The sequence below is a fragment of the Streptomyces sp. NPDC047049 genome (assembly GCF_040643995.1).
Lineage (GTDB): Bacteria > Actinomycetota > Actinomycetes > Streptomycetales > Streptomycetaceae > Streptomyces > Streptomyces mooreae.
This window is the reverse complement of sequence record NZ_JBEYVM010000024.1, coordinates 7,561-30,880: the sequence shown is the minus strand read 5'-3', so window position 1 is coordinate 30,880 and position 23,320 is coordinate 7,561. Positions and strand designations below refer to the sequence as shown.

The 23,320-nt window shown below is 69.1% G+C and carries 10 protein-coding genes; 8 read left to right on the top strand and 2 right to left on the bottom strand.

Going from position 1 to position 23,320, the window contains the following annotated elements; translation table 11 throughout:
* Positions 1-46: 46 nt before the first annotated feature.
* Entirely contained in the window at positions 47-1,672 is a 1,626-nt protein-coding gene (locus ABZ851_RS33320; protein ID WP_361135759.1) for a helix-turn-helix domain-containing protein, read from the bottom strand.
* A 107-nt stretch (positions 1,673-1,779) separates the two neighbouring features.
* On the opposite strand from ABZ851_RS33320, the gene ABZ851_RS33315 reads away from it, so the two are divergent.
* The 5 genes from ABZ851_RS33315 (at position 1,780) to ABZ851_RS33295 (ending at position 9,249) form a co-directional block, all read left to right on the top strand.
* Positions 1,780-2,595, top strand: coding sequence for a GNAT family N-acetyltransferase (locus ABZ851_RS33315; protein WP_361135756.1), 816 nt, complete (start codon positions 1,780-1,782; stop codon positions 2,593-2,595).
* Positions 2,592-3,695 (top strand): o-succinylbenzoate synthase, encoded by a 1,104-nt coding sequence (gene menC, locus ABZ851_RS33310; RefSeq protein WP_361135752.1) that lies wholly within the window; start codon positions 2,592-2,594, stop codon positions 3,693-3,695. Before ABZ851_RS33315 ends, menC begins: the two co-directional genes overlap by 4 nt.
* Complete coding sequence (locus ABZ851_RS33305) at positions 3,692-4,843, top strand: M20/M25/M40 family metallo-hydrolase (protein ID WP_361135749.1); 1,152 nt, start codon at positions 3,692-3,694, stop codon at positions 4,841-4,843. The genes menC and ABZ851_RS33305 overlap by 4 nt, the downstream gene beginning before the upstream one ends.
* 138 nt (positions 4,844-4,981) lie before the next feature.
* Positions 4,982-6,451: an amino acid permease gene (locus ABZ851_RS33300; protein WP_361135746.1), complete on the top strand. Its 1,470-nt coding sequence runs from the start codon at positions 4,982-4,984 to the stop codon at positions 6,449-6,451.
* 1,154 nt (positions 6,452-7,605) lie between these two features.
* Positions 7,606-9,249 carry a histidine decarboxylase gene (locus ABZ851_RS33295; protein WP_361135743.1) on the top strand — a complete coding sequence of 548 codons (1,644 nt, stop codon included), beginning with the start codon at positions 7,606-7,608 and terminating at the stop codon, positions 9,247-9,249.
* A 714-nt stretch (positions 9,250-9,963) separates the two neighbouring features.
* Here the strand turns inward: ABZ851_RS33295 and ABZ851_RS33290 are convergent.
* Complete coding sequence (locus ABZ851_RS33290; protein WP_361135740.1) at positions 9,964-10,179, bottom strand: hypothetical protein; 216 nt, start codon at positions 10,177-10,179, stop codon at positions 9,964-9,966.
* Positions 10,180-11,120: 941 nt separating this feature from the next.
* Here ABZ851_RS33290 and ABZ851_RS33285 point away from each other — a divergent pair.
* From ABZ851_RS33285 to ABZ851_RS33275, 3 genes are read left to right on the top strand one after another with little or no spacing between them, the layout of a single operon-like run.
* Positions 11,121-12,386, top strand: a complete 1,266-nt coding sequence (locus ABZ851_RS33285; protein WP_361135737.1) for an MFS transporter — start codon at positions 11,121-11,123, stop codon at positions 12,384-12,386.
* Positions 12,386-15,649, top strand: a complete 3,264-nt coding sequence (locus tag ABZ851_RS33280; protein ID WP_361135734.1) for a type I polyketide synthase — start codon at positions 12,386-12,388, stop codon at positions 15,647-15,649. Before ABZ851_RS33285 ends, ABZ851_RS33280 begins: the two co-directional genes overlap by 1 nt.
* The gene (locus ABZ851_RS33275; protein WP_361135731.1) at positions 15,646-23,010 is read left to right on the top strand and encodes a MupA/Atu3671 family FMN-dependent luciferase-like monooxygenase; all 7,365 of its coding nucleotides are present in this window, start codon (positions 15,646-15,648) and stop codon (positions 23,008-23,010) included. Before ABZ851_RS33280 ends, ABZ851_RS33275 begins: the two co-directional genes overlap by 4 nt.
* Positions 23,011-23,320 lie beyond the last annotated feature (310 nt).

The following is a 23,320-nucleotide window of genomic DNA, read 5'->3' as shown; positions in this document are numbered from 1 at the left end:
TTCTGTCGTGGGGGCGCACACCGGCCTGATGCCGTGTGGTGTGGGATCACGATGCGGGGTTCGCGGTGTCGTTCGCGTCAACGACAGCGCCCCGCATTGCGGCCAGCCGCAGCTGGAGGTGGGCGAGCAGCACGGCATCGGCGTGGGCGAAGTCCAGCCCGGAGACTTCCCTGATCCGCCGCAAGCGGTAGCGCATGGTGTTCACGTGGATCTGCAGTTTCGCCGCTGCGGTCTCGGTGCTCCCGCCGGCGTCGAGGTAGGCGGACAGGCTGGTACGCAGCAGTCTCTGTGGCCCGTCCTTCTCGTCCAGCCGGCGCAAGGCCCCGGTGGCGGCCGGCAGGCCCAGGCTGTCGGCGATGTCGGCGAGTCCGAGCAGCAGCACCGGCAGCGCGGCGTCCTCCAGGGTGCCGACCGCTGGTTCGCCGTCGCCGGTCAGCCGCAACGCGCGCACCGTGGCGTCCGCCTGCTTGCGGATCGCCGGCACCTGCGCCAGCGACCGCCCCGGCCCGCCGACCGCGATCGCGTATTCCCGTCCGATCGCTGACCGGCCGAGGAAGTCCCGGGCCAGTGCGCGGGACGCCTCCACCGCCTGCTTCGGGGTGCGCCGCGGCCAGCTCAGCACGCCGTAGACGACGCCGTCGCCCGCCACCGCCACCGCGGTCGGGTGCACCGCGGCCAGGTAGCGTTCCAGCGCGTCCTCGAAACGGCGCAGCTCGATCGCCACGTCGGCGTCCCCAGCCGGCGGAGAAGCCCCGCGGCGGCCGGCGGCCAGCACGCACAACGGCCCGTCACCGAGTGGCAGCCGGCCGGCCGCGTCCAGCCCCGCCGGTCCGCCGCCGAGCACCGCGGTCGCCAGCCCCCGGCGGTGCTGGCGCGCCCGGGTGTCGTCGATCCGCGCGTTGACCAGGTGCAACGCCACCAGCGGCATCAGCTCGCGCAGCTCCCGGGAGCGCTCGGCAGACAGCGGGCCGGTGACCACGGCCCACACGTAGCCGAGGACGTCCGACCCGGCGCGGACCGCGATGGCCACGCGTGGCAGCATCCCTGGGCCGGTCGGTTCGACGTACACCGGGTCCGGGTCAGCGTGCAGCCTGGCGAACACCCCGCGGGCCTCCAGTGCGGCGAGCCCGTGGGGCTGTACCGCTCGGCCGAGGATGGTTTCCACCCGAGCCTCGTCGGTCTGGTCCTGACCGGCCGACCAGGCCAGCACCGCCGAGGAGCGATCCTCGATGGTGACCGGGGCGCCGAGCAGGGCGCTGATCGTATTGGCCACGCTGAACAGGTCGCCCGTGTCGTCCGACCGCAGTTCCGCGCGGGCCCGGTCCAGCAGCCGTTCCCGGACGGTGGCCGCGATGTGAAGCCAGGACGCGCCGGGGTTGACTTCGACCACCGGCAGCGGACAGTCGTCAAAGACAGCCGGCAGCGGACCCTTGACCACGACCGCGCGCGCCCCGGCGGCAGCCATATCGGCAACGAACTCGCGCAACGCGGCATCCCCGTGCACGCCGACCCCGAGCACCACGCTGCCCGGTTCGAGCTGGTCGGCCCTCGCGCCGTCGTGGATGGCCACCCCGGTCAGCGGCTGGTCCGGGTCGCCGCGCTCGATCGCCAGCCGGAGCACTGTGCTGCCCAGGTCCTCCACCAGTGTGCGGGCGGTGAGCTCACGGTTCATCTCGGCATGCTAAGCGCATCGGGTTGTTGGTGGCGACAATCCGCGGGGGCCATTCTTGACGTTCACAACGACGCGGCCCGCTGATCGGCTCCGGCACGCTGCCGCCCATGGACAGAACAGTAACGGTGCGTGATCTCGACCAGCGGGACGAGCTGGAAGAGCTCCGTGCTTTGTTGGCCAGGATCTGGAACTCGCCCGAGCCGCTGCTCTCCTTCCCGGTGCTGCGCGCGCTGTCCCATGCCGGCGGCATGGTGCTCGGGGCGTACGTCGGCGACCGGATGGTCGGTGGTGCGGTCGGCTTCCGCCACCCGGACGCGCCGTCCCTGCACTCGCACATCGTCGGGGTCGACCCGGACCACCAGGGCAAGGGGGTCGGCCGGACGGTGAAGCTGTACCAGCGGGACTGGTGTCTGCGGCGCGGCATCACCGAGATCACCTGGACTTTCGATCCCTTGGTGTGGCGCAACGCGGTGTTCAACATCGACCGGATCGGCGCGGTCGGCGTGCGGTACCTGCCGGACTTCTACGGACCGATGGTCCACGGCTCCGACGCCGAACCGCCGACGGACCGGATGCTGCTGAGCTGGGACCTCAGCACCGACCGCCGTCCGGAGGCGCCCGGACCGCGCGGAGCCGCGGTGCTCGACGTCGGCCCGGACGGCGAGCCCCGGAACGGCGTGGACCCGGACGACGGGCGGCCGGTCTGGCTGCGGCTGCCCGAACGGGTGGCCCCGGCACAGGCGGTCCCCTGGCGGCACGCGTTGCGCGCGGTACTGGCCCCGCTGCTGGACGCCGGACATCGCTGGACCGCCGTGGCCGACGGCGGCTGGTGCGTGCTGACCCGGCCGGACGCCGAGCCACATCCCGGAGCACAAGGGCAGCCGCAGGAGCTGCCGGAACATCCCATGGAGGAGAACCGATGAAGATCGAGTCCGTCGAACTGGTGCGAGTGGAACTGCCGCTGGTGACACCGTTCCGCACCTCATTCGGCACCCAAACCCGGCGGGACGTGCTGCTGATGCGGGTGCTGGCCCCCGAGGAGGAGGGCTGGGCGGAGTGTGTGGCAGGCAAACACCCGGTGTACTCCAGCGAGTACACCGAGGGCGCGCACCGGATCATCGCGGACGAACTGCTGCCCCGGCTTCTCGGCGGCGACGTCACCGCCGCGTCGGTGATGCCGGCGCTGTCCGGGGTGCAGGGCCACCGGATGGCGAAGGCGACGGTGGAGACTGCTGTGCTGGACGCACAACTCCGTGCGGCCGGCATGTCGCTGGCCCACTACCTGGGCGCCACCCAGAGCGAGATCGTGTCCGGGGTATCAGTAGGCATTCATGACAGCATCCCGGGACTGCTCGACACCGTCGGCGGCTACCTGGACGCCGGGTATGCCCGGATCAAGCTGAAGATCGAACCCGGTTGGGACGTCGAGCCCGTCGCCGCGGTGCGGGAGCGGTTCGGGGACGACGTCGCGCTCCAGGTGGACGCCAATTGCGCGTATACGCATGCGGACATCCGCCGGCTACGGGCGCTGGACGAGTTCGGGCTGCTGCTGATCGAGCAGCCGCTGCCGGAAGAGGATGTCGCCGGGCACGCGCAGTGGGCGGCCGCCTTCGACACCCCGATCTGCCTGGACGAGTCGGTGGTCTCCGCGCAGGCCGCGGCCGAGGCGATCCGGCTCGGCGCCTGCTCGATCGTGAACATCAAGCCCGGCCGGGTCGGCGGCTACCTGGAGGCCCGCCGGGTGCACGACGTGTGTCAGGCCGCCGGGGTGCCGGTATGGGCGGGCGGGATGCTGGAAACCGGGATCGGCCGGGCGGCGAACCTGGCTCTGGCCGGTTTGCCCAACTTCACCCTGCCCTCGGACATTTCCGGCTCCGACCGGTACTATCAGCAGGATCTCACCGAGCCGTTCACGGTCGTGGACGGGCTGATTCCGGTGCCCACCGGGCCCGGCATCGGCGTGACCCCGATCCCGGATGTGCTGGCTGAACTCGCGGTGCGACGTGAGGTGGTGAAGCCATGATGCCGCTGGACACCCTCGTCGAGCGGACCGATGAGATCGTCGAACAGACGCTGGCGCTGTGCCGGATCGAGTCGCCGTCGGACGACTTGCCCTCGTTGGCCGCTGTCACTGACGCAGCGGCCGAACTCGGCGAGCGGCTCATCGGGCGGGCGCCGGTCCGGATCGTCGAGCAGGGCCGGCCGGCGCTGCTGTGGGAGCCTGCGCCTGGCGGCGCACTGCTGCTCGGCCACCTGGACACGGTGTGGCCGCTGGGCACGCTCGCGGGCTGGGCGCATCCGCAGCGCACCGACGAGGTGATCAGCGCGCCGGGCGTGTTCGACATGAAAGCCGGCGTGGTGCAAGGGTTCCATGCCATGGCGGCGATCGGTTCCCCGGCAGCGTGCGGGATGCTGCTGACCACCGATGAGGAACTCGGGTCACCGGTGTTCCGGCCGGTCGTCGAACGAGTCGCCGCCGACGCCGGCACGGTGCTGGTGCTGGAGGCGAGTGCGGACGGTGCGCTGAAGATCGGCCGGAAAGGCGCCGGCCGCTACACCGTACGGATCCACGGCAAGGCCGCGCACGCCGGGTTGGAGCCGGAACGCGGCGTGAACGCACTGTGTGAACTGGCCGAGCAGGTGCGCGTCGTCGCCTCGTTCGGCGCCGGTGAGCTGACCGTCACGCCCACTGTCGCCGCCGCCGGCACCACCGGCAACACGGTGCCCGCCGAGGCGTCATTCGTGGTGGACGTCCGCGCCGCGACCCGCATTCAGCAGGACGACCTGCATGCCCGGATCACCTGCCTGAACCCGGTGTTGCCCGGCGCGCGGGTGGAGGTCGACGGCGGGCCCACTTCACCACCCATGGAGGCGGCCCAGGCGCAACCGGTACTCGCCGCGGCCCGGGACGTCGCCGCCGATCTCGGACTCGGTGAGCTGCGCGGGGTGTCCGTCGGCGGCGGATCGGACGGCAACTTCACCGCGAGCATCGGCGTGCCGACCCTCGACGGGCTGGGCGCCGTGGGCGCGCATGCCCATGCCGAGGGGGAGTACGTCGTGATCGCCGCGATGCCCCGCCGCGCGGCCCTGCTGGCCGGACTGATCGGCCGGTTGATCCGAGAACCCCTCACCACAACGGCAGGCCGTCCGGCCGGTTCCCGGCGCAACTGAGCCTCGCTTCCACGGTCTCGATTCCAGTCCCTACAGCGCGGCCCCGCCTCACCGGCACGCGCGCATCACCAAGACCAGCCATCGAGCTGTTTCCCCACCGGCGGCCCGCGCCCTCGGGCCTGTGGCAGAGGAGTATCAATGAAGAACCTATTCCGAACGATGCCGGTGGAGGAGGTGCTTGCCCGCGGCGAACGTGGTGGGCTCAACCGGAGGCTATCGGGTGTGGACCTGATCGGGTTCGGTATCGGCATCATCATCGGCACCGGCGTCTTCACGCTGACCGGTATCGAGGCCAAGAGCCACGCCGGGCCCGCCGTCATTGTCTCGTTCGTCATCGGCGGCATCGTCGCGGCCTTGGCTGCGATGTGCTACGCCGAGCTGGCCTCGGCGGTGCCCACGGCGGGCAGCGCCTACACCTACGCCTATGCCACCCTCGGCGAAGTCTTCGCCTGGATAATCGGCTGGGATCTGCTGTTGGAGTTCGTGCTCGGCACGGCTGTGGTCGCGCGCGGCTGGTCCGGCTACCTCGCGAATCTGCTCGGACTTCCTGGCGAGTGGTTCGGTGAGACTTCCACCGTCAACATCGGCGCGATCCTCATCATCGCGGTACTCACCGTCGTCGCCGTGGCCGGCATCCGCGAATCCTCCCGCGTGACCAATGCCCTGGTCGTGGTGAAGGTCTCGGTGTGCGTGCTGGTCATCGTGGCCGGTCTGTACTACTTCAAGGCAGCCAACCTCCACCCGTTCGTACCGCCGGCGCAGCCCTCCGAGAGCAGTGCGAGCGTCACCGAGCAACCCCTGGTGCAGGCGCTGCTGGGGATGGGGCAGTCGGTGTACGGCGTCGGCGGGATACTTTCCGCTGCGGCGGTCGTGTTCTTCGCCTACACCGGGTTCGAGGCCCTGGCCAACCTCGGCGAGGAAACCAAACGGCCCAAGCGCGACCTGCCGGTCGGTCTGCTCGGCAGCCTCATCCTCTGCACGGTGCTCTACATAGCCGTCGCCCTGGTCCTGATCGGGATGGTCGACTACCGGCACATCGACGAGGGAGCCCCGCTTGCCGCAGCCTTCCAGTCGGTGGGTGCGCCCTGGATCGCCGCGCTCATCTCGCTGAGCGCGGTCACCGGGCTCACGTCGGTGATGATGGTCGAACTGGTCACCATCGGCCGCATCGGCTTCGCCATGAGCCGCGATGGGTTGCTGCCGGCACCGTTGTCGAAGGTACATCCCCGGTGGGGCACCCCGCACCGCATGACGATCGCGGGCGCCGTGGTCATCATGATGTTCGCCGGGTTCGTGCCGCTGTCCGCACTCGCCGACATGGTCAGCATCGGAGCGCTCTCCGGATTCGTCATCGTCGCGATCGCCGTACCGGTGCTACGGCGCCGCAAACCGCAGCTCGCCCGGCCGTTCCGGGTGCCGCTGTCGCCGTGGCTGCCCATCCTCACCGCGGTGGGATGCCTCTACCTGATGATGAACCTCAACGTGATGACATGGCTGCGCTTCGGTATCTGGCTGGTGATCGGTCTGGCCGTGTACCTCATCTACGGCCGACGGAACGCCCGGATCGCGCAGTCGCCCCAAGCGAAGACCACGGGTGCGCCTGTCTGAGGCCGAGAACGCCACGCATCACGCCAAGCACCAAGGAGACACCGGTGTGGCACGGCCCTTGCCGTGCCACACCACTCCTTGCGCCCCCGCACTGGCACCGCACGGAGCCTACGGAACAAGACGCACGGCAAGCGAAAACCCCACACTTCCGGGCTGCGGTGCGCACCCCCGCTTCCCGCGCGGCGAGGGTGGCGATGGAGCGGTCGCGGTCGGTGATGGGCAGGTCCTGCTCGCCCGGTGCGATCCAGCAGGACGGCATCCTCAGGGCCTGGAAGCCGCACAAGAGCCCAGCAAACCGACTTCCTCGCCCACAGTCCGCGCCGTCAACTCGACGCGCAGACCCGCGACCTCGTGGCGCCCCGTTTCGACGCCATCACAGACGCCAGCGCCCGTGCGGCCGTGCTCCGGGCAGCCATCGACTCCGTGACCCAGCTACGAGACTCCTGGACGCGGGCACACGCGATCGCACGAGATGTCCGAGCTCAAGGTGCAGCGAACCCGCGCAACCGCTGAGAAGCAGGCCCGCACAGCCGAACTCGCTGTGCGACAAACCCTCGTGAGCGACCTTGGCCGAGACGCCAACACGATGATCTCTGGGCGACCAGCGGCGCGGTTGACAGTCGGGCACGGAGTTCTGTCGCAGCTCGCCGGACTGCGCCTGTCGCGGGCCTGTGCCCAGCACGTCTCGGCCTGGGAAGGGTCGGCCCGCTGACGAGGGCCTGGGCACGAGCGGGGTAGCCGCGGCCGAAAGAGATCGAATTTACTCAGGAAGGCAATTAAATGGCGCAAGTATGCTCTCCCGCCGCTTGCCGAAACGTCACTCCTGAAGGAAATCCGGGAAATTGAAAGCAAACCTTTTCTCACTCGAAATGGCTAGGGGGCGACAAAGGTAGACAGGTGGTTAGTCGGAGCAACGCATTATGCATATCCTGTGTGTGGCGAGGCCCTGGGCAGGGCAGCAATGCATCACGATGACTGCCGCGGCGGTTCAGCGTCCGGCGACCGGCCACTCCGACTACCGCCCGTTGAAATTCATTAAGGCGGCTGATTCTCACAGCCTGCTTCGTCCCTTTGGACCCGAGCGATTTCCGAGATCGGTGCCGCCCGGCGGCGATTCACGCCTCATCTCACACTCTCTCAGAATCGGAAACAGAATGATTACCGAACAGTCCGATGCGCAACTGACGGCGCAGCCCGCCAACGACGACTACCGGCTGGGCAGCGTCGCCTACACCGATGAGCAGCGGACCGCGGTCCTCGCCAAGCTGGAGAGGTATCTGGGCGGGCAGCGCGGGCGTCTTCTGGGTTACCAGGTGAACCTGTCGCTCGACGGCCACGCCGCTCTGGGGCGTTTCCTCGGTTATCACATCAACAACATCGGGGACCCTTTCGTCGACAGCAATTACAGCCTGCACTCACGGTGGTTGGAGCGGGCGGTCCTGGAGCACTACGCCCGTCTGTGGCATGTCCCCCTGCCCGAGGATCCGGCCAGTCCTGAGGATCAGGACGGATGGGGGTATGTCCTGTCCATGGGCAGCACCGAGGGCAACCTGTACGCCATGTGGAACGCGCGTGACTACCTCGACGGCAACGCTCTGGTACGCGACGAGATCTCCGGGGACGCCAGCTGTCGTACCAGCTATCTACGGGCCAAGCACCCCGACGACAACCCCAACGCATACATGCCGGTGGCGTTCTTCTCACAGGAGACCCACTACTCGCACATCAAGGCGATGCGGGTGCTGGACATCCCGACCTTCTACGACCTGGGTGGCAGCCTCTACCCAGGCGAGTGCCCGATCGACGTGGCCGGTACCGGGATGCAGACGTACAACGGCTGGCCGCTCGGCGGAGTCCCGACCACTGGTGGCGACGAGGGGCCGGGCACGGTCGACGTCGATGCCCTGGTTGCCCTCGTGGACTTCTTCGCCGCCAAGGGCCACCCCGTCCTGGTCAATTTCAACATCGGCAGCGTCTTCAAGGGAGCCTACGACGACGTCCAAGGCGCCTGCGAGCGCCTGCGCCCGGTATTCGAGCAGCACGGCCTCGTCGACCGCACCGTGTGCTTCGACCCTGACGACCCCGAGCGCGTCAGTATCCGCAACGGGTACTGGATCCACGTCGACGGAGCCCTCGGCGGCGCCTACGCCCCGTACCTGGAGAAGGCCCGCGACAAGGGGCTCATCGACAGCGCACCCCCGGTCTTCGACTTCCGGATTCCCGAAGTGTCCTCGATCGTCACCAGCGGCCACAAGTACCCCGGCGCGCCCGTCCCCACCGGGATCTACATGTCCCGTGCGGGATCCAAACTGCGCCCGCCGTCCGACCCGGCCGTCGTCTCCTCCCCCGACAGCACTTTCGCCGGCTCCCGTAGCGGCTTCGCCTCCCTGGCCATGTGGAATCACCTCGCCCAGTTCAGCGAGGAGCAGCAGGTCTGCCAGGCCGCCGAGGTCCTGCGGATCGCCGAGTACACCGCCGAGCGCCTGCGTCAGCTGAGCGTGCAGTTGCAGGAACGCGGTGAGCCCTGGGCCGAGGACGGCATCGAGGTAGGACACGGCGATCACGCGCTCAGCGTCTGGTTCCAGCAGCCCCGCGCCGAGATCACGCACAAGTACTCGCTCGCCTGCGTGCCGCTCAACCTCGGTGGCCGCCGGCACGACTACAGCCACGTCTACGTGATGCCGCACGTCACGCAGGAACTCATCGACGAGCTCCTTGACGACCTCTCCCGCCCGGGAGCGTTCGACCGCTCCGCCGAACAAGACGCCGAACGACCCCTGCTCCCCCACCAACGCTGACCCGCAGGCGGGCAGCCGGACCGTAACCGACTGCCCGCCTCCTGGGGATGTTGCCCCGTCCCTCCCCGCGTGCGCGGCAACAGGCAGAGGGCGCGCCCCCGACCAACCGGCAAGGAACGTCCCATTCGGAGCGTGCGGCATTCCGGCGTTGGGGGCCGGCGGCACGGCCGTGACGGCAAGCACTGGACCACGGCCCTGGGCCTTGGTTCCTGTGATCCGCTTGGGCGTGGGCCTGCGAAGGAGGCGCCGACAGCAGCGGCTGCGCTCTGCCGCACACATCGCCTGGGAAACCTACGGCTGCCGCTCCTCGTCCGACTTCCTCCGCTCCGCATGCATGGCACGTCGTCCCGGTTCGAATACCCCGATCGCCTCAACGACAATTCTGGCAAGCGCGGATAACGCTGTGAGACAGATACCGGTTCTCGCGCCTTCGAACGGCCATCCCCACACGGCGACCACCGCGGCGAAGACGCCACTGGCGACGGCGCCCCACACTCGGTGCGACAGGAAGAGGAACCAGGGGACGGCCGGCGCCAGGAGCGCTGCGATCCCGATGAGTACGGCTCCTAGCCACATAGCACGTGTCTCCTTTGTCGAAGGCTCGGTGTCCGAGCCCCCTGTGCGGGGCCCGGACACCGAGCTACGAGTCAGCGGGTGTACTCGGGATCGGGTCGAAAGCTGTGAATGGCGGAGGGTCGTCATCCAGGTGTGTTGCTAGGTGTGTTGCCCAAGGATCTCCACGGGCAGTCCCACCAACTCACCTGTGTCGTCGCACAGACGGCGGTGCGGTACGGCGCGATCGGTGAGCCAGCGCACCGCGATGGCCCAGACACTGGGGGAGCCGGCGCGGTGGTGGAGGCAGCGCAGGGCGGAGTCAAGGCTGTGCGGGGCCTTACGGGTGTCAGGCTGGTCGTAGGCGGCTTCCCACACTGTGCGCAGGACGGTGGGGGCCAGCGCCGCAGGGCGGCCGAGGCTTGCGGTGGAGGCGGCTGAGGACCGGCGCCGGCCGGCCGGTGGCCGGCGGTTCGATGGCAGTGATCGTGGGGATGGGCTTGCCGGCTGTCTGGTGCGAGTCGCCTTCCACATCGGTGGTGGCGGTGTGCGGACGGGACCGGTGCCGGCATCTGTCGGCGGGCTGGCACCACATCAAGGCCACTCGGACACCTCATGAATGGATGCCCCCTTCGTGGAGGCTACGTTCGCCCATTCGTGCCGTAGGCCGAGAGGTGTGTATTGCCGGAAGCCTCTGTCGAGCTGGTGCGGTTCCGGGAGGCGTAAAGCGGAGCGGGGTAATCCGACTTCTCTCTCCAGTCCAACGTCCGTTTCGATAAAAGAAATTCGGCCTAAGATCGTCAGATCTCGACCGGATTCCGGCGTGGCTGCCCAGCAGGCTTGATTCAGTCGGGGCGCGCATGCTTGGCTGGTGAATGAGTAGTCACTCGGGGTCTCTCTGTTGCTTGCTTGATCGGGCTGATTTGAGTCTGCGGCGTTGGTGACTCGACGCGGGAGTGGGGGTCGGCCGATGCGGTGGGTATTTCGGGTGTCATGGTTCGGGCGCCTCCATGGACGGCGCGGGGGAGTGTCGGGGGACGGTGCGGAAGTTGGCGACATGATGTCCTGAGGGGTCGTGGCAGACGCGCGCAGGTTACGGTTCGATCCCGGCGCGGGAACCATGTACATGCCATTTTCCTGGGTGCAGTAGCTCGGGGAAGCGGCAAAGCGTCATATGTCGCTGTGCTGGTTTTCCGGCATCACCTCCTGATCGAGACGTGTGGCCCCCTTTTCGATCGTCTTGGCCAGTGATGTGGCGGGTCAACCGTTCCCCCTCCATTCATCGGTTCACGGCCATCAGTAGACCAGAGGAAGCGTGAATGGGGTATTTTCGTCTACTCGTCGTTGGTAATGGCATCTCGGCGTACGGCAGTTACCTGAATTTGGTGGCCCTGAATGTCTTCATCTACGACGTCACGGGGAGCGCGTTAGCCGCCGGACTCTTCATGGCCGTACGCCTGGCGACCAGTGTCGCGTCGGGCTTTGTGAGCGGCCGCCTCGTCGCGGCTTACGACCGCAAGCGCCTGATGGTCGGCGCTGACCTCTGCCAGGCCATTTCGCTGCTGACACTGCTGCTGGCCCCTGAGGGGACGCGCGCCACGCTGCTCTATTTCCTCGCTGTGGTCACCGGCGGTTGCTCGACCCTCTCTCAAGTGGCTCTGCGCAGCAGCATTCCGGAGATCGTCGGCAGCGAGCACCGGGCCCGTGCCAACGGTCTGTTGGTCACCGGCCGGTCGCTTGCCATGATCGTCGGTTTCGCCTCGTCGGGCGTGGTGGTCGCGCAGTGCGGCTACTCCGCTGCGTTCGCGCTGGATGCTGTGAGCTTCGTGATCTCTGCGACGGTCATGTTCTTGCTGCCTTTGCGCACCAGGGCGGACGCGCCGGTGGAAGCCGCCGAAAAGGCCCCGGAGAATGCCTCCCCTGCGACGGGGCGGACTGTCCGGATGCTGCTGCGGACGGCCCCTCTGCTGGTGGTGATGATCGCAGTGCGGGCGGTGGACGGGCTTGGCTCCTCTTCCCACAACGTTGCCTTGCCCATCTATTCCAATGGCTTGGACCCGGGGCACCCGGCCACGTTCATCAGTCAATTCTGGGCCACGTGGGCGATCGGCAACATCGTGGCTCAGCAACTGTTCAGCCGGGCCACCAAGAGGGCCGGCCGGACACCGGGCGAGAAGGCGTTCGCGCTCGGGGCCTGTGTGATGTCGGCGGGGTTCATTCTGGTGTTCAGCGGGCTTCCCACCCTGCCGACAATCATCGCCACGCTCATTGCGGGGGCCGCCGATGGATTCACCGAGACCGTGTACGTCACGAGGCTGCAGGCCGCCCCTGATGAGCAGCGCGGTCGCCTCTTCGGGCTCTCCGCCTCGGCCGAGAACGCCGGCTTCGGTCTGGGGATGCTCGTCAGCGGGGCGCTGTTGGAGACTTTCTCGCCGCTGCAGGTGGTGGCGTCCTTCCACGGCCTTGCCATCGTCCTGTGCGCAGTCCTGCTCTCGGTGATCCTTCGCCGGACCGGCGCGGGCGCCCGGCGCGGGGAAGAACCGGTCAGCCCGGACCTGCCGACAGCGGCGAAGGGACGCGGCTGATGACGAGAGGCAACCCCGACCCTCGTATGGCTGTCATCGGCATGGCCTTTCGGCTGCCCGGCGCCGGCACTCCCGAGGAATTCTGGCGCATCATCCGCGACGGCACGGACTGCATCACCCGGTTCACTGAGGAAGAGCTCGCTGCCGCCGGTATTCCCGCTGAGCAATACCGGGCGGCGGACTTCGTCGGCGCGTCCGGCGTGGTGGAGGACATCGCCGGATTCGACGCCCAGCACTTCGGAATGAGCGCCCGCGAGGCCCAGCTCACCGACCCTCAGCAGCGCATGTTCCTGGAGTGCGCCCAGCACGCCCTGGAGAACGCCGGATACCCGGACGAGCGGGACGGCAACCGTGTGGGTGTCTACGCCAGTACGGGCTACCACCTGTACACCCTGCAGAACTATCTACTCAACAACGTACTGCCCGGTCAGTCCGTCGATGACTGGCTGGCGGGGATGCAGATCATGGTCGGCAACTACACCGATTTCACGGCCACCCGCGTCGCCTACCGGCTGGGTCTCACCGGCCCAGCCCTCAGTGTCCAGACCGCCTGCTCCAGCTCCCTGGTCGGAGTCCAACTCGCCGCGCAGTCGCTGCTCATGGGCGACTGCGACATAGCCCTCGCCGGTGCGGCCGCCATCCATGTACCTCAAATACTCGGCTATCGCTACGTCAAGGGGTCGATTCTCTCCAAGTCCGGCTACCTGCGGGCCTTCGACGCCGGCGCGGACGGGACCGTCGGGGGTACGGGGGTGGTCGCCGTGGTTCTGAAACGGCTGGACCGGGCGGTCGCCGATGGCGACACCATCCATGGCGTCATCCGCGGCTGGGGCGTCAGCAACGACGGTGCCGGCAAGAAGACGTTTACCGCCCCCAGCGCACAGGGCCAGCGCAGATCCATTCGCCAGGCTCTGGAGCGTGCGGGCGTCGGCGCGGAGACCATGGGCTACCTGGAGACCCACGGCACCGGCACACACAAGGGTGACCCGATCGAATTCGAGGGCGCCACCGCCGCGTACCGCGAGGACACGGAGCGCGCCGGCTACTGCGCCCTCGGCTCGGCCAAGGCCAACATCGGCCATCTCGACGTGGCCTCCGGACTGGCCGGACTGATCAAGACCCTCCTGGTCTTGAAGCACGGCGTCATCCCGCCGATGGCGAACTTCAGCAAACCCAACCCCGCCCTCGACCTGGACCGCAGCCCGTTCTACGTTCCCCGGACCGCCCGACCGTGGCCCGAGGGCGACACCCCGCGCCGCGCGGGCCTCTCCTCCCTCGGTGTCGGCGGCACCAACGTCCACCTCGTTCTCGAACAGGCCCCCGAACCCAGGCCCCGGTCCGGCACCGCCTCCACGCCGGACGTGCTCCTGGTCTCCGGGAGCACCAAAGAGGCCCTGACCGCCAACGCCAGTGTCTTGCGCGACCGCCTGCGGCAGCAGCCCGGCACACACCTGGCGGACCTCGTCACCACCACCGCCCTCGGCCGCGCCCACGGCCGGCACCGGCTCGCCGCCCGGGGCGCGACCCCGGTCGCTCTCGCCGACGCCCTCGACGCATGGCTGACCGGCACCAACCCGGCAGCGGTGACGACGGGAACACCACTGCGGGAAGGCCCCGCCCGCGTCGCCTTCCAGTTCACCGGGCAGGCCAGCCCGTACCCCGGCATGGCCACCGCCCTGTACGAGCGCTTTCCCGCCGTACGCAACGTGCTCGACACCTGTGAGCGCCGTTACCGCGACCTCACCGGCGGCTCCCTGCTCACCGGGCTTCTCGGGAACGGCTCGCAGACGGGCGGGCTGTGGCACACGGACACCGCCCAGCCTGCCCTGTTCGCCCTGCAGTGCGCCCTCGTCCAGCTGTGGCGCGACGCCGGTATCGCTCCGGACTTCGTGACCGGGCACAGCGTCGGCGAGTACGCGGCGCTCTTCGCGGCCGGAGCCTTATCGCTCGACGACGGTCTTCGCCTCACCGCCGCTCGCGGCCGGCTGATGCAGCAGCGCTGCGCGCCCGGTGCGATGACCGCGGTAGCGCTCGACCGAGAGGCCGCCCAGGCTCTGGCCGCCGAGGTGGCGGGCCTGGAGCTGTCCGTGACCAACGGGGAGCGGGCAAGGGTCCTTGCCGGGTCCGCCACGGCCGTGGACCAGCTGGACGCCCTGCTCGACGAGCGCGGCATACCGGGCGAGCGGCTGCCAGTGGCACGCGCCTTCCACACCGCCCTGATGGAGCCAATGCTGGAAGAATTCCGGGCGATCCTTGGCGAGGTAGCCTTCCCACCGCTGCGGCTCCCGTTCATCAGCGGGCTTGACGGCATGACACGTTCGCCCGGGTGGGCCCCGGACGCCGACTACTTCATCCGGCACACCCGTGAGCCGGTCCGCTTCGACAAAGCATTGCGCGGTATCGGCCGGCACCAGACCGACGTGCTGCTCGAGATCGGACCGCACACCACTCTGAGCGGCCTGGCACGCCGGGCGCTGCCAAGCGTGCGGTCGTTGCCGTCCTTGCGGCGTGGCGCCGGGCTTCGCGCGCTCTGGGGCGCGGCGGCCGAGTTGCACTGCGCGGGAGCGGACATCAGCTGGCGTGCGCTCCTGGCGGGCTGCGGCGGCAGGCGCATACCGCTGCCCGGATACCGATTCCAACACACAGACCACTGGAAAGGGCCGGAGTTGCCGACCCTGCCATCCAGAAAACCACAGATATATGGAGCCGGAGTGGCACAGCACGAGGCAGTGATTGAGCGAATACGCCGAAGCATCACCGAGTCGACGGCGCGGCACCTCAGCCATGATCCATCAGCCATCACCAGCGACACCTCCTTCTTCGCCCTCGGCGCTGACTCACTGCAGATGATCAGCGTGCTGCGCGAACTGGAGCAGGAGCACCAGGTCAAGGTGACGATGCGGGAGCTGTTCGAGGAGACGGGCACGCCGGGCCTGCTCGCGGAGCTCATCGCCGGCCGGCTGCCCGGGGCGAAGCCGGCGCTGCCGGAGCCCGTGGCGGAGCGGGCCTGGGATCCGGAGCCTGTCGCCCAGCACCCCCCGGCCGTGCGAGAGCCTGTGGCAATCCACTCCCTGTCCGCTCCGGAGCCCACGCCCGTCGCCACCGCTCCCGAGTACGCCACTCGCCAGGAGCTGGAGGACCTCGCCCAAAAGCTCCACCAGATATCGCAAATACAGCTGCAGATGATGTCCCAGCTCTCCCAGCTGCTCGCGCTCCAGACCGCTTCGGCGACGCTCGGGTTCAACGGCAAGGCAGCCAAGTGACCGGGCTGAACGGCGTCTCCGCTGCCCTTGACCGGGACCTGGCGGCCATGGCCGAACTCTCGCAACGCATCGCCGAGCAGATGGGCGTGGGGGCGCCCGCCGCGGAGCGACCTGCCCAGCCGCACCGCATGCACGGCCCCCGGGTGACTGTCGCGCGTACCTCCGGCATGATCCAGGGCACCTCCCCGCATTCCCAGCAGGAGCATCTGGACGACCTCGTACGCCGCTACACCGCCAGGACCCCGACCTCAAAGGGGATCGCCCAGCGCTACCGCCGCGTGCTGGCCGACAGCCGTGCCGTCGTCGGCTTCCGCAGCGCCACCAAGGAGATGCTGTACCCCATTGCGAGCCGCCGGGCGAGCGGGGCGCGGCTGGAGGACGTCGACGGCAACGAGTACGTCGACATCACCATGGGCTTCGGCGCGCTGCTCTTCGGCCACGAGCCGTCCTTCGTCAGCGAGGCTGTCCGTGAGCACCTGTCGCGAGGCATTCAGCTCGGTCCCCGCAACCCCGAGACGGGCGAGGCGGCCGAGTTACTGGCCGAACTGACCGGCCTGGAGCGCGTGGCCTTCGCCAACTCCGGTACGGAAGCGAACTCCGCGGCCCTCCGCCTGGCCCGCGCGGCCACGGGCCGCGACAAAATCGTCACCTTCCTGGGCGCGTACCACGGCCATGCCGACAACGTCCTCGGCCGTCCTTCCGGCACCGGGGCGGAGCGCGTCACCGTGCCCGTCTCCCGCGGTATCCCGCACAGTGCCGTCTCGGATCTGCTGGTGCTCGACTACGGCAGCGACGCAGCCCTGGAGGCGATCGAGCAGCATGCCGCGGAGATCGCCGCGGTGGTGGTGGAGCCGGTACAGAGCAGACACCCCTCCCTGCAACCCGTCGAGTTCGTACGGAAGCTGCGCGAGCTGACCCGCCGCCACGGCATCGTGCTGATGTTCGATGAGATGCTGACCGGCTTCCGCCCCGCACTGCGCGGTGCGCAGGAGCTGTACGGCGTCAGCCCGGACCTCGCCACCTACGGCAAGCTGCTCGGTGGCGGTTTCCCCATCGGAGCCATCGCGGGCCGCGCCGACATCATGAACGGCGTCGACGGCGGTTACTGGACATACGGCGACGACAGTTACCCGCCCGCTGACACCACGTTCTTCGGCGGTACGTACATCCAGCACCCGGTGTCGATGGTCGCCGCGCGCGCCGTTCTCACGCACCTCAAGGAGCACAGCCCGCGCCTGCAGGACCGGCTCAACGCTCGTACCGCCGAACTGGCCGCCACGCTCAACGGCTTCTTCGAGGCCGAGGAATTCCCGCTGCGGATGAGCCACTTCGGCTCCCAGTTCCGTTTCGAGCATCGCGCCGACATGGAGCTCCTTTACCACCACCTGATGCTGCGCGGCGTGCATGTCTGGGAGTGGCGCAACTTCTTCCTGTCCACCGCCCACTCGGACGGCGATATCGAGTTCATCGCGGATGCCGTGCGGGGCGCGCTGCGCGAGCTGCGGTCGGCCGGCTTCTTCCCGGGCAGTCAGCCAACGGTCCCGAAGACGGTGGCTCCGAAGGCAGTGGCACCGGCGCCGGCCGCACCCGCATCAGAGTCCGCCGCAGTGGCCGCCATGGCCCGGAACACCGCTGCGGCCACCGGAACCCGCCCGGCCCCCGCGAACGGGCCCACCCCCCGGACCCCCGACTTCAGCGTCTACTTCTTCGGCGATTACCCACAGGACTCCGACGCCGCCACCGCCCGGCACAGCGCGTACGAACTTCTCATGGAGACCGCCCGCTTCGCCGACCGGCATGGCTTCCACGCGCTGTGGATGCCCGAGCGCCACTTCCACTCCTTCGGCGGCCTCTTCCCCAACCCAGCGGTGCTCGCCGCCGCGCTGTCCCGCGAGACCGAGCGCATCCGGCTCAACGCCGGCTCCGTCGTGCTGCCGCTCCATGACCCGATCCGCGTGGCGGAGGAGTGGTCCATGGTCGACAACCTCTCCGGCGGGCGTGTCGGCATCGGCGTTGCCAGCGGCTGGAACGCCAATGACTTCGTCTTCTTCCCCGACCGTTTTGGCCGGCACAAGGAGCTGATGTACGAACAACTGGAACAGGTGCGGAGCTTCTGGCGCGGTGACGCGCTGCGGCGGACCACTGGTGACGGCGAGAGCGAGGTGCGGCTCTTTCCGCGGCCCGTGCAGGACGCCCCGCCCATGTACACCGCGGTGGTCGGCAACCCCGCCTCGTACGAACTCGCCGCCCGCCACGACCTGGGCATCGTCACCAACCTGATGACGCAGAGCGTCGAACAGCTCCAGGAGAACATCGCGCGCTACCGCCGCGCCCGCGCCCGTCACGGCCTGGATCCGGACGCCGGGCGGGTGGCCGTCCTGCTGCACACCTACCTCTCGGCGGACCACGACACCGCGCGGACCGGGGCGTACGAACCGCTGTCCCGCTATATGCGCGCATCCCTGTCCCTGTTCAGCGGCGTCACCAACAGCCTCGGTCACAGCGTCGACCTCGCCGCCCTCAGCGAGGACGACCTGGAGACGGTGTTCCGCCGTGCGTACGGCCGCTACTGCGACCAGCGGGCCTTGATCGGTACGGTGGACAGCGTCGGCCCGGTGGTGGACGCGGTGACCGCGGCGGGCGCCGACGAGATCGTCACACTGGTCGACTTCGGTGTCGCGCCGGCCGAGCTACGCGCGGGCCTCCCTCACCTCGCCGCGTTGCGCCGTCGCTACCTGGAGAACCCACCGAAGCCTGCTGCCCTGGCAGCCTTGACGCCGCCCCCTGCCGCCCCTGTGCCGCCCGCCCTCGAACCCGTGCCTCGTGACACGCCTGGTGACGCGCCGCTGTCGCCGGGCCAGGAGCGGATCTGGTTCCTGGAGCAGCTGCTTCCGGGGCGTACCGCCTATAACGAGGTCAAGGCGATCCGCCTCGACGGCCCGCTCGACGTGCCTGCTCTGCGCGCGGCTCTGCACGGCCTCATCGCCCGCCACGAGGGACTGCGCACCGTCTTCCGGGAGACGGGAGGCGAGCCGCGGCAGATGGTGCGGGCATCGGCCCAGCCGGACTTCGAGGTCGTGGAGGGCACCGGCAGTCCGGCGGCCGCGGTTCAGGAGGTCCTGGCAGCGGAGAGCGCGCGCCGTTTCGATCTGGCGGTCGGCCCGCTGTTCGTCAGCCGGCTGGTCAGAGTCGCTGACGAGGAGCACGTCCTCGTCCTCTCCCTCCACCACATCGTGGTCGACGCGGCCTCCGCCACCGTCCTGGCCCGCGACCTGTCCGCCTTCTACCGCGCCGAACTCGACGGAACCGCCCCCGCTCTGCCGGCGCTGACCTGGAGCTACGCCGCTCACGCAAGCGAGCAGGCGGCGTCCGTGGACGATCCCAAGGCCACCGAGGACCTGGGCCACTGGCTCCAGGCGCTCGGCGGTGATCTGCCCGTATTGGACCTGCCCACCGACCGGCCGCGACCCGCGACGATGACCTCCAACGGCCGGGCGGTCTTCCGTACCCTCGATCCAGAACTCTCCCGGCAGTTACGTGAGTTGAGCCGTACGCACCGGAGCACCCTGTTCATGACCCTGCTCGCCGGGTACGCGGCGATGCTGCACCGGGTCACCGGGCAGGAGGACATCATCATCGGCGTCCCGGTCTCCGACCGGCCTCAGCGGGCCGAGGACCTGCTCGGATTCTTCGTCAACACCCTCGCGCTGCGCTTCGACCTGTCCGGCGATCCTGGGTTCGGCAGACTGCTGGACCGGGTGCGTACCGTCGCTCTCGACGCGTACGACCACGCCGATGTGGCGTTCGAGACGGTGGTCCGCGAGCTCGCCCCGCCACGGGCGGCAGACCGTACCCCCGTGTTCCAGGTGCTCGCCGAGTTCCAGCGCAGCGAACCGTTCCGCTTCGAGCTGCCCGGCATCGCGGCGACACCGCTGGACTCCGGTCCGGACAAGGCCCTGACGGATCTCACCCTCTACTTCACCGACCAGCCGCAGGGCATTCGCTGCCACCTGGAGTACAACACCGACCTGTTCGATCCGGACACCGTCGAGCGGTTCTTCACCACCTTTCGGGACCTGCTCGCGGCGGCCGTCGACACCCCAAAGACACCGCTGTCCCAGCTTGCCGCAGCGGCCGCCTCCGGGGAGCCCGTACCGGAATCCTGGCAGCGCGGCCCCTCCCGTACGTCGCCGGACACCGCTGTTCACGAGCTGGTTGCCCGGCAGGCCGCCGCAGCCCCGGGCCGTACGGCGATAATCTGCGGCGAAACCGTGCTGACCTACCGTGAACTGGATGAGCGCGCCGAGCAGCTGGCCGCCGTTCTCCAGGAACAGCACGCGGATGGCAGCCCCGATGACATGGTGGCCCTGTGGCTGCCACGCTCCGTCGACCTCGTCGTAGCCATGCTCGCGGTACTCAAGGCGGGCCGCGCGTACGTGCCGCTCGACCCCTCCCTCGGCCGGACGCGCGCCGAGCAGGTGATCGCCGAGTCCGGGGCCCGCATCGTGGTGTCCACCCGGGCCGAGGCGGCCACGCCGGCGCTGTCGGGACAAGTGACCACCGTGGCACCCGACGCCATCCCGCGGCGGCCCCATCCCGCCGCGGCCGCCACGGACCGCGAGTCCCCGTGCTGCGTCCTCTATACCTCCGGCAGCACCGGCACACCCAAGGGCATCGCGGTGCCACACCGCAGCATCGTCGACCTGTGTCAGTGGCACCACCGGCGCTTCGCCTTCACCACAGCCGACCGCAGTGCCGTCGTCTGCAGCCAGAGCTTTGACGCCTCGCTCCTGGAGATCTGGCCGGCACTGACCGCGGGCGCCTCGGTCACGATCGCCGACGAGACGGTCCGCAAGGACCCGCTCGCCCTCGCCCAGTGGTACGCCAGGCAGGGTGTCACCTTCTCCATCCTGCCCACGGCACTGGGCGAAGCGGTGCTGCAGCTGCCGCCCGGCAGTCAGCCGCCGCTGCGTCACCTGCTGATCGGTGGTGACGTGTTGCGCACCCGCCCACGGCCCGAGGCACCGTACGAGACGGTGAACGTGTACGGGCCCACTGAGGTCACGGTGCTGTGCACGGTGGAGACCGTGCCTCCTCGGACCGAGGGCTCTCGCCCGGCGGCCGAGGCGATCGCCATCGGCCGGCCGGTCGACAATGTGCGCCTTCGCGTAGTCGACGAGTCGGGCAGCCCGGTGCCGGTCGGGACCGTGGGGGAGCTGTTCGTCGGCGGCCCGGGTGTGACCCTCGGCTATCTGCACCAGCCCGAACTCACCGAAGAGCGCTTCCTGCCGGACCCGGACGGTGGCCGGGCCGCCCGCCTGTACCGCACGGGCGACCTGGTGCGCTGGACCACCGACGGAAAGCTCGAGTTCCGCGGCCGGACCGATGACCAAGTGAAGATCCGCGGTTTCCGGATCGAGCCGGAGGAAGTCTCCCGCGTACTCAACGGCCTGGACGGCGTGCGCGAGGCGGCCGTGCTCACTCGCCGCAACGAACGGGACGAGGCTTATCTCGCCGCCTACGCCGTCCCCGCCGACCCGGTCGGCAAAGCCGCCGATGACCGGCAGGCGTTCGCCGACCTCATGGCCGACGAACTGGCCGCCTGGCTGCCGGAGTACCTCGTGCCGCGCGCCTGGCAAGTCCTCACCGAGCTGCCTCTGACAGACAACGGCAAGCTGGACCGCTCCAGACTGTCGCCGCCCGACCTCGTCACCGCGGCACCGCTGCCGAAGCGACTTGCCACCGGTCAGGAGACGGAAGCCGGCCCCGGCACAGGCATCGAGCCCAGCTCACACATCAGCATCGAGCGGCGGATACGGGAGCTCTGGGCAGCCGAGTTCGCCATCGACGCCGACGGCATCGGGCCATGTGCCTCGTTCTTCGACCTGGGCGGTCACTCGATCACCGCGATGCGGATGGTCAACCGGGTCCGGGAGGAATTCGGCACCGAGTACCCCATGGTGCGGTTCTACCAGGAGCCAACGCTGCGGGCCATGACGGCCTATCTCACCGGGCAAGCAGGGGAACGTGGACCGTCCGGAGCCGACCAGGGGAGAAGCATCGTCGAACGCCGGGCGCCCGCTACTGAGCAGCAGGCCCGCTTCGCCTCGGCTCACGCCCGTCACCCTCTTCCGCAAGTCTTCAACGTCGCCATGCGGATCACCTTCTCCGGGGCCTTGGACGTGGTGGCGCTGCGCACCGCCCTGACCCGGCTCATGGAACGGCACGAGGGCCTGCGGACCCGCCTTGCCAAGGACGGCGAAGGCTGGCAGCAGGAGGTGCTTCGTGCCCGGCCGGTGGACCTCCCCGTCGAGGACCTCATCACCCGGCCGTCACAGGAGCGGGAATCCGCCTTGGAACGGGCCAGTGCTGAGGCTGCGGAGACGCCACTCGACCCCGCCGACGGAGTTCCGACGACCCTTCGCCTGCTGCGCACCGGCGAGAGCACCTGGGTGCTGCTGTTCGCCCTGCACCATGCCATGTGCGACGGATGGTCCGTCAGCCTGCTGCTGAAGGAACTGGCCGCGCTCTACGCCGCGGCCATGACAGATAGCCCCCCTGCCCTGCCACCCGCGCCGTACCAGCCCATCGCGTACGCGCAGTGGCAGCGCGACCACTCCGACATAGCCACCGATGAGCGGAAGCTGGAGTTCTGGCTGCGCCGGCTGGACGGCGTACCCTTCGGGATCGACCTGCCGCTTGACCGGCCACGGTCGACGACCGCGAGCGGGCGGGGCGGCATCGTGACGTTCACCGTGCCGGCCGAGGTGCGTACCGCCGTGGAGCAGCTGGCCAGGCAGCGGGGTACGACCCCGTTCGTGGTCACAGCAGCGGCCCTGGGCCGGATGCTGTCGCAGAAGTCCGGGCAGCCGGACGTCTTGTTCAACGTTTCCTACGCCAACCGTGAGCGGCGCGCGTTCGAGTCGCTGGTGGCCTGTACGACCACGGGGTTCGCACTTCGGGTGCGCAATGGCGCGGCCGGTTCCTTTGCCTCTCTGACGGACCAGGTCGCCCGTACCACGGTGGAGGACATCGATCAGGTCATGCCGGTCCGCCGGATCGCCCCGGTCATGCGGGAGCGAAAAGGCATCGCCATGCCTGACCAGCTCGCTGTCGGCTTCGCCTACCAGAGCTCGCTGAAGACCGACATCGAACTACCAGGGCTGAGCACGTCCGTCGAGGACCTTGCCCCCGCCGCGTCCAGGACGGACCTCACCCTCGGGCTCGTGCCCACCGGGGATGTACTCGCGGGCTTCGCGGAGTACTCGGCCGACCTGTGGGACCGCGCGACTGTCGAAGGGTGGGCCCATGACTACGTCGAGCTCCTGCGGAAGGAGGTTGGGCAGGCTCACGGCGACTGAATCGCTGAAGGCCGGGGTCCACCGGACCCCGACCACCTTGCCCTACCCATCGCACACGGACATTTTGGAGGCATGAACGGGGCCAACGAGGAACCTCCGGACGCGCGGGCCCGCCGGGCCAGGTGGGCGAACAGCCGGTCCTCCCCCGTCCACTGAAAACACCCGGCCGCGCAGGGCCGCAGCTCGGATTCCCTTCCGAGCTGCGGCCCATCACACCGTCCCGGCGCGGCCGGGCCCCGGATGCCCGCCCCACGCCCGGTCGCTCTCCAGGGCGCTCATCCTCGACAGCGCTGCCGCAGTTATCGAAGTC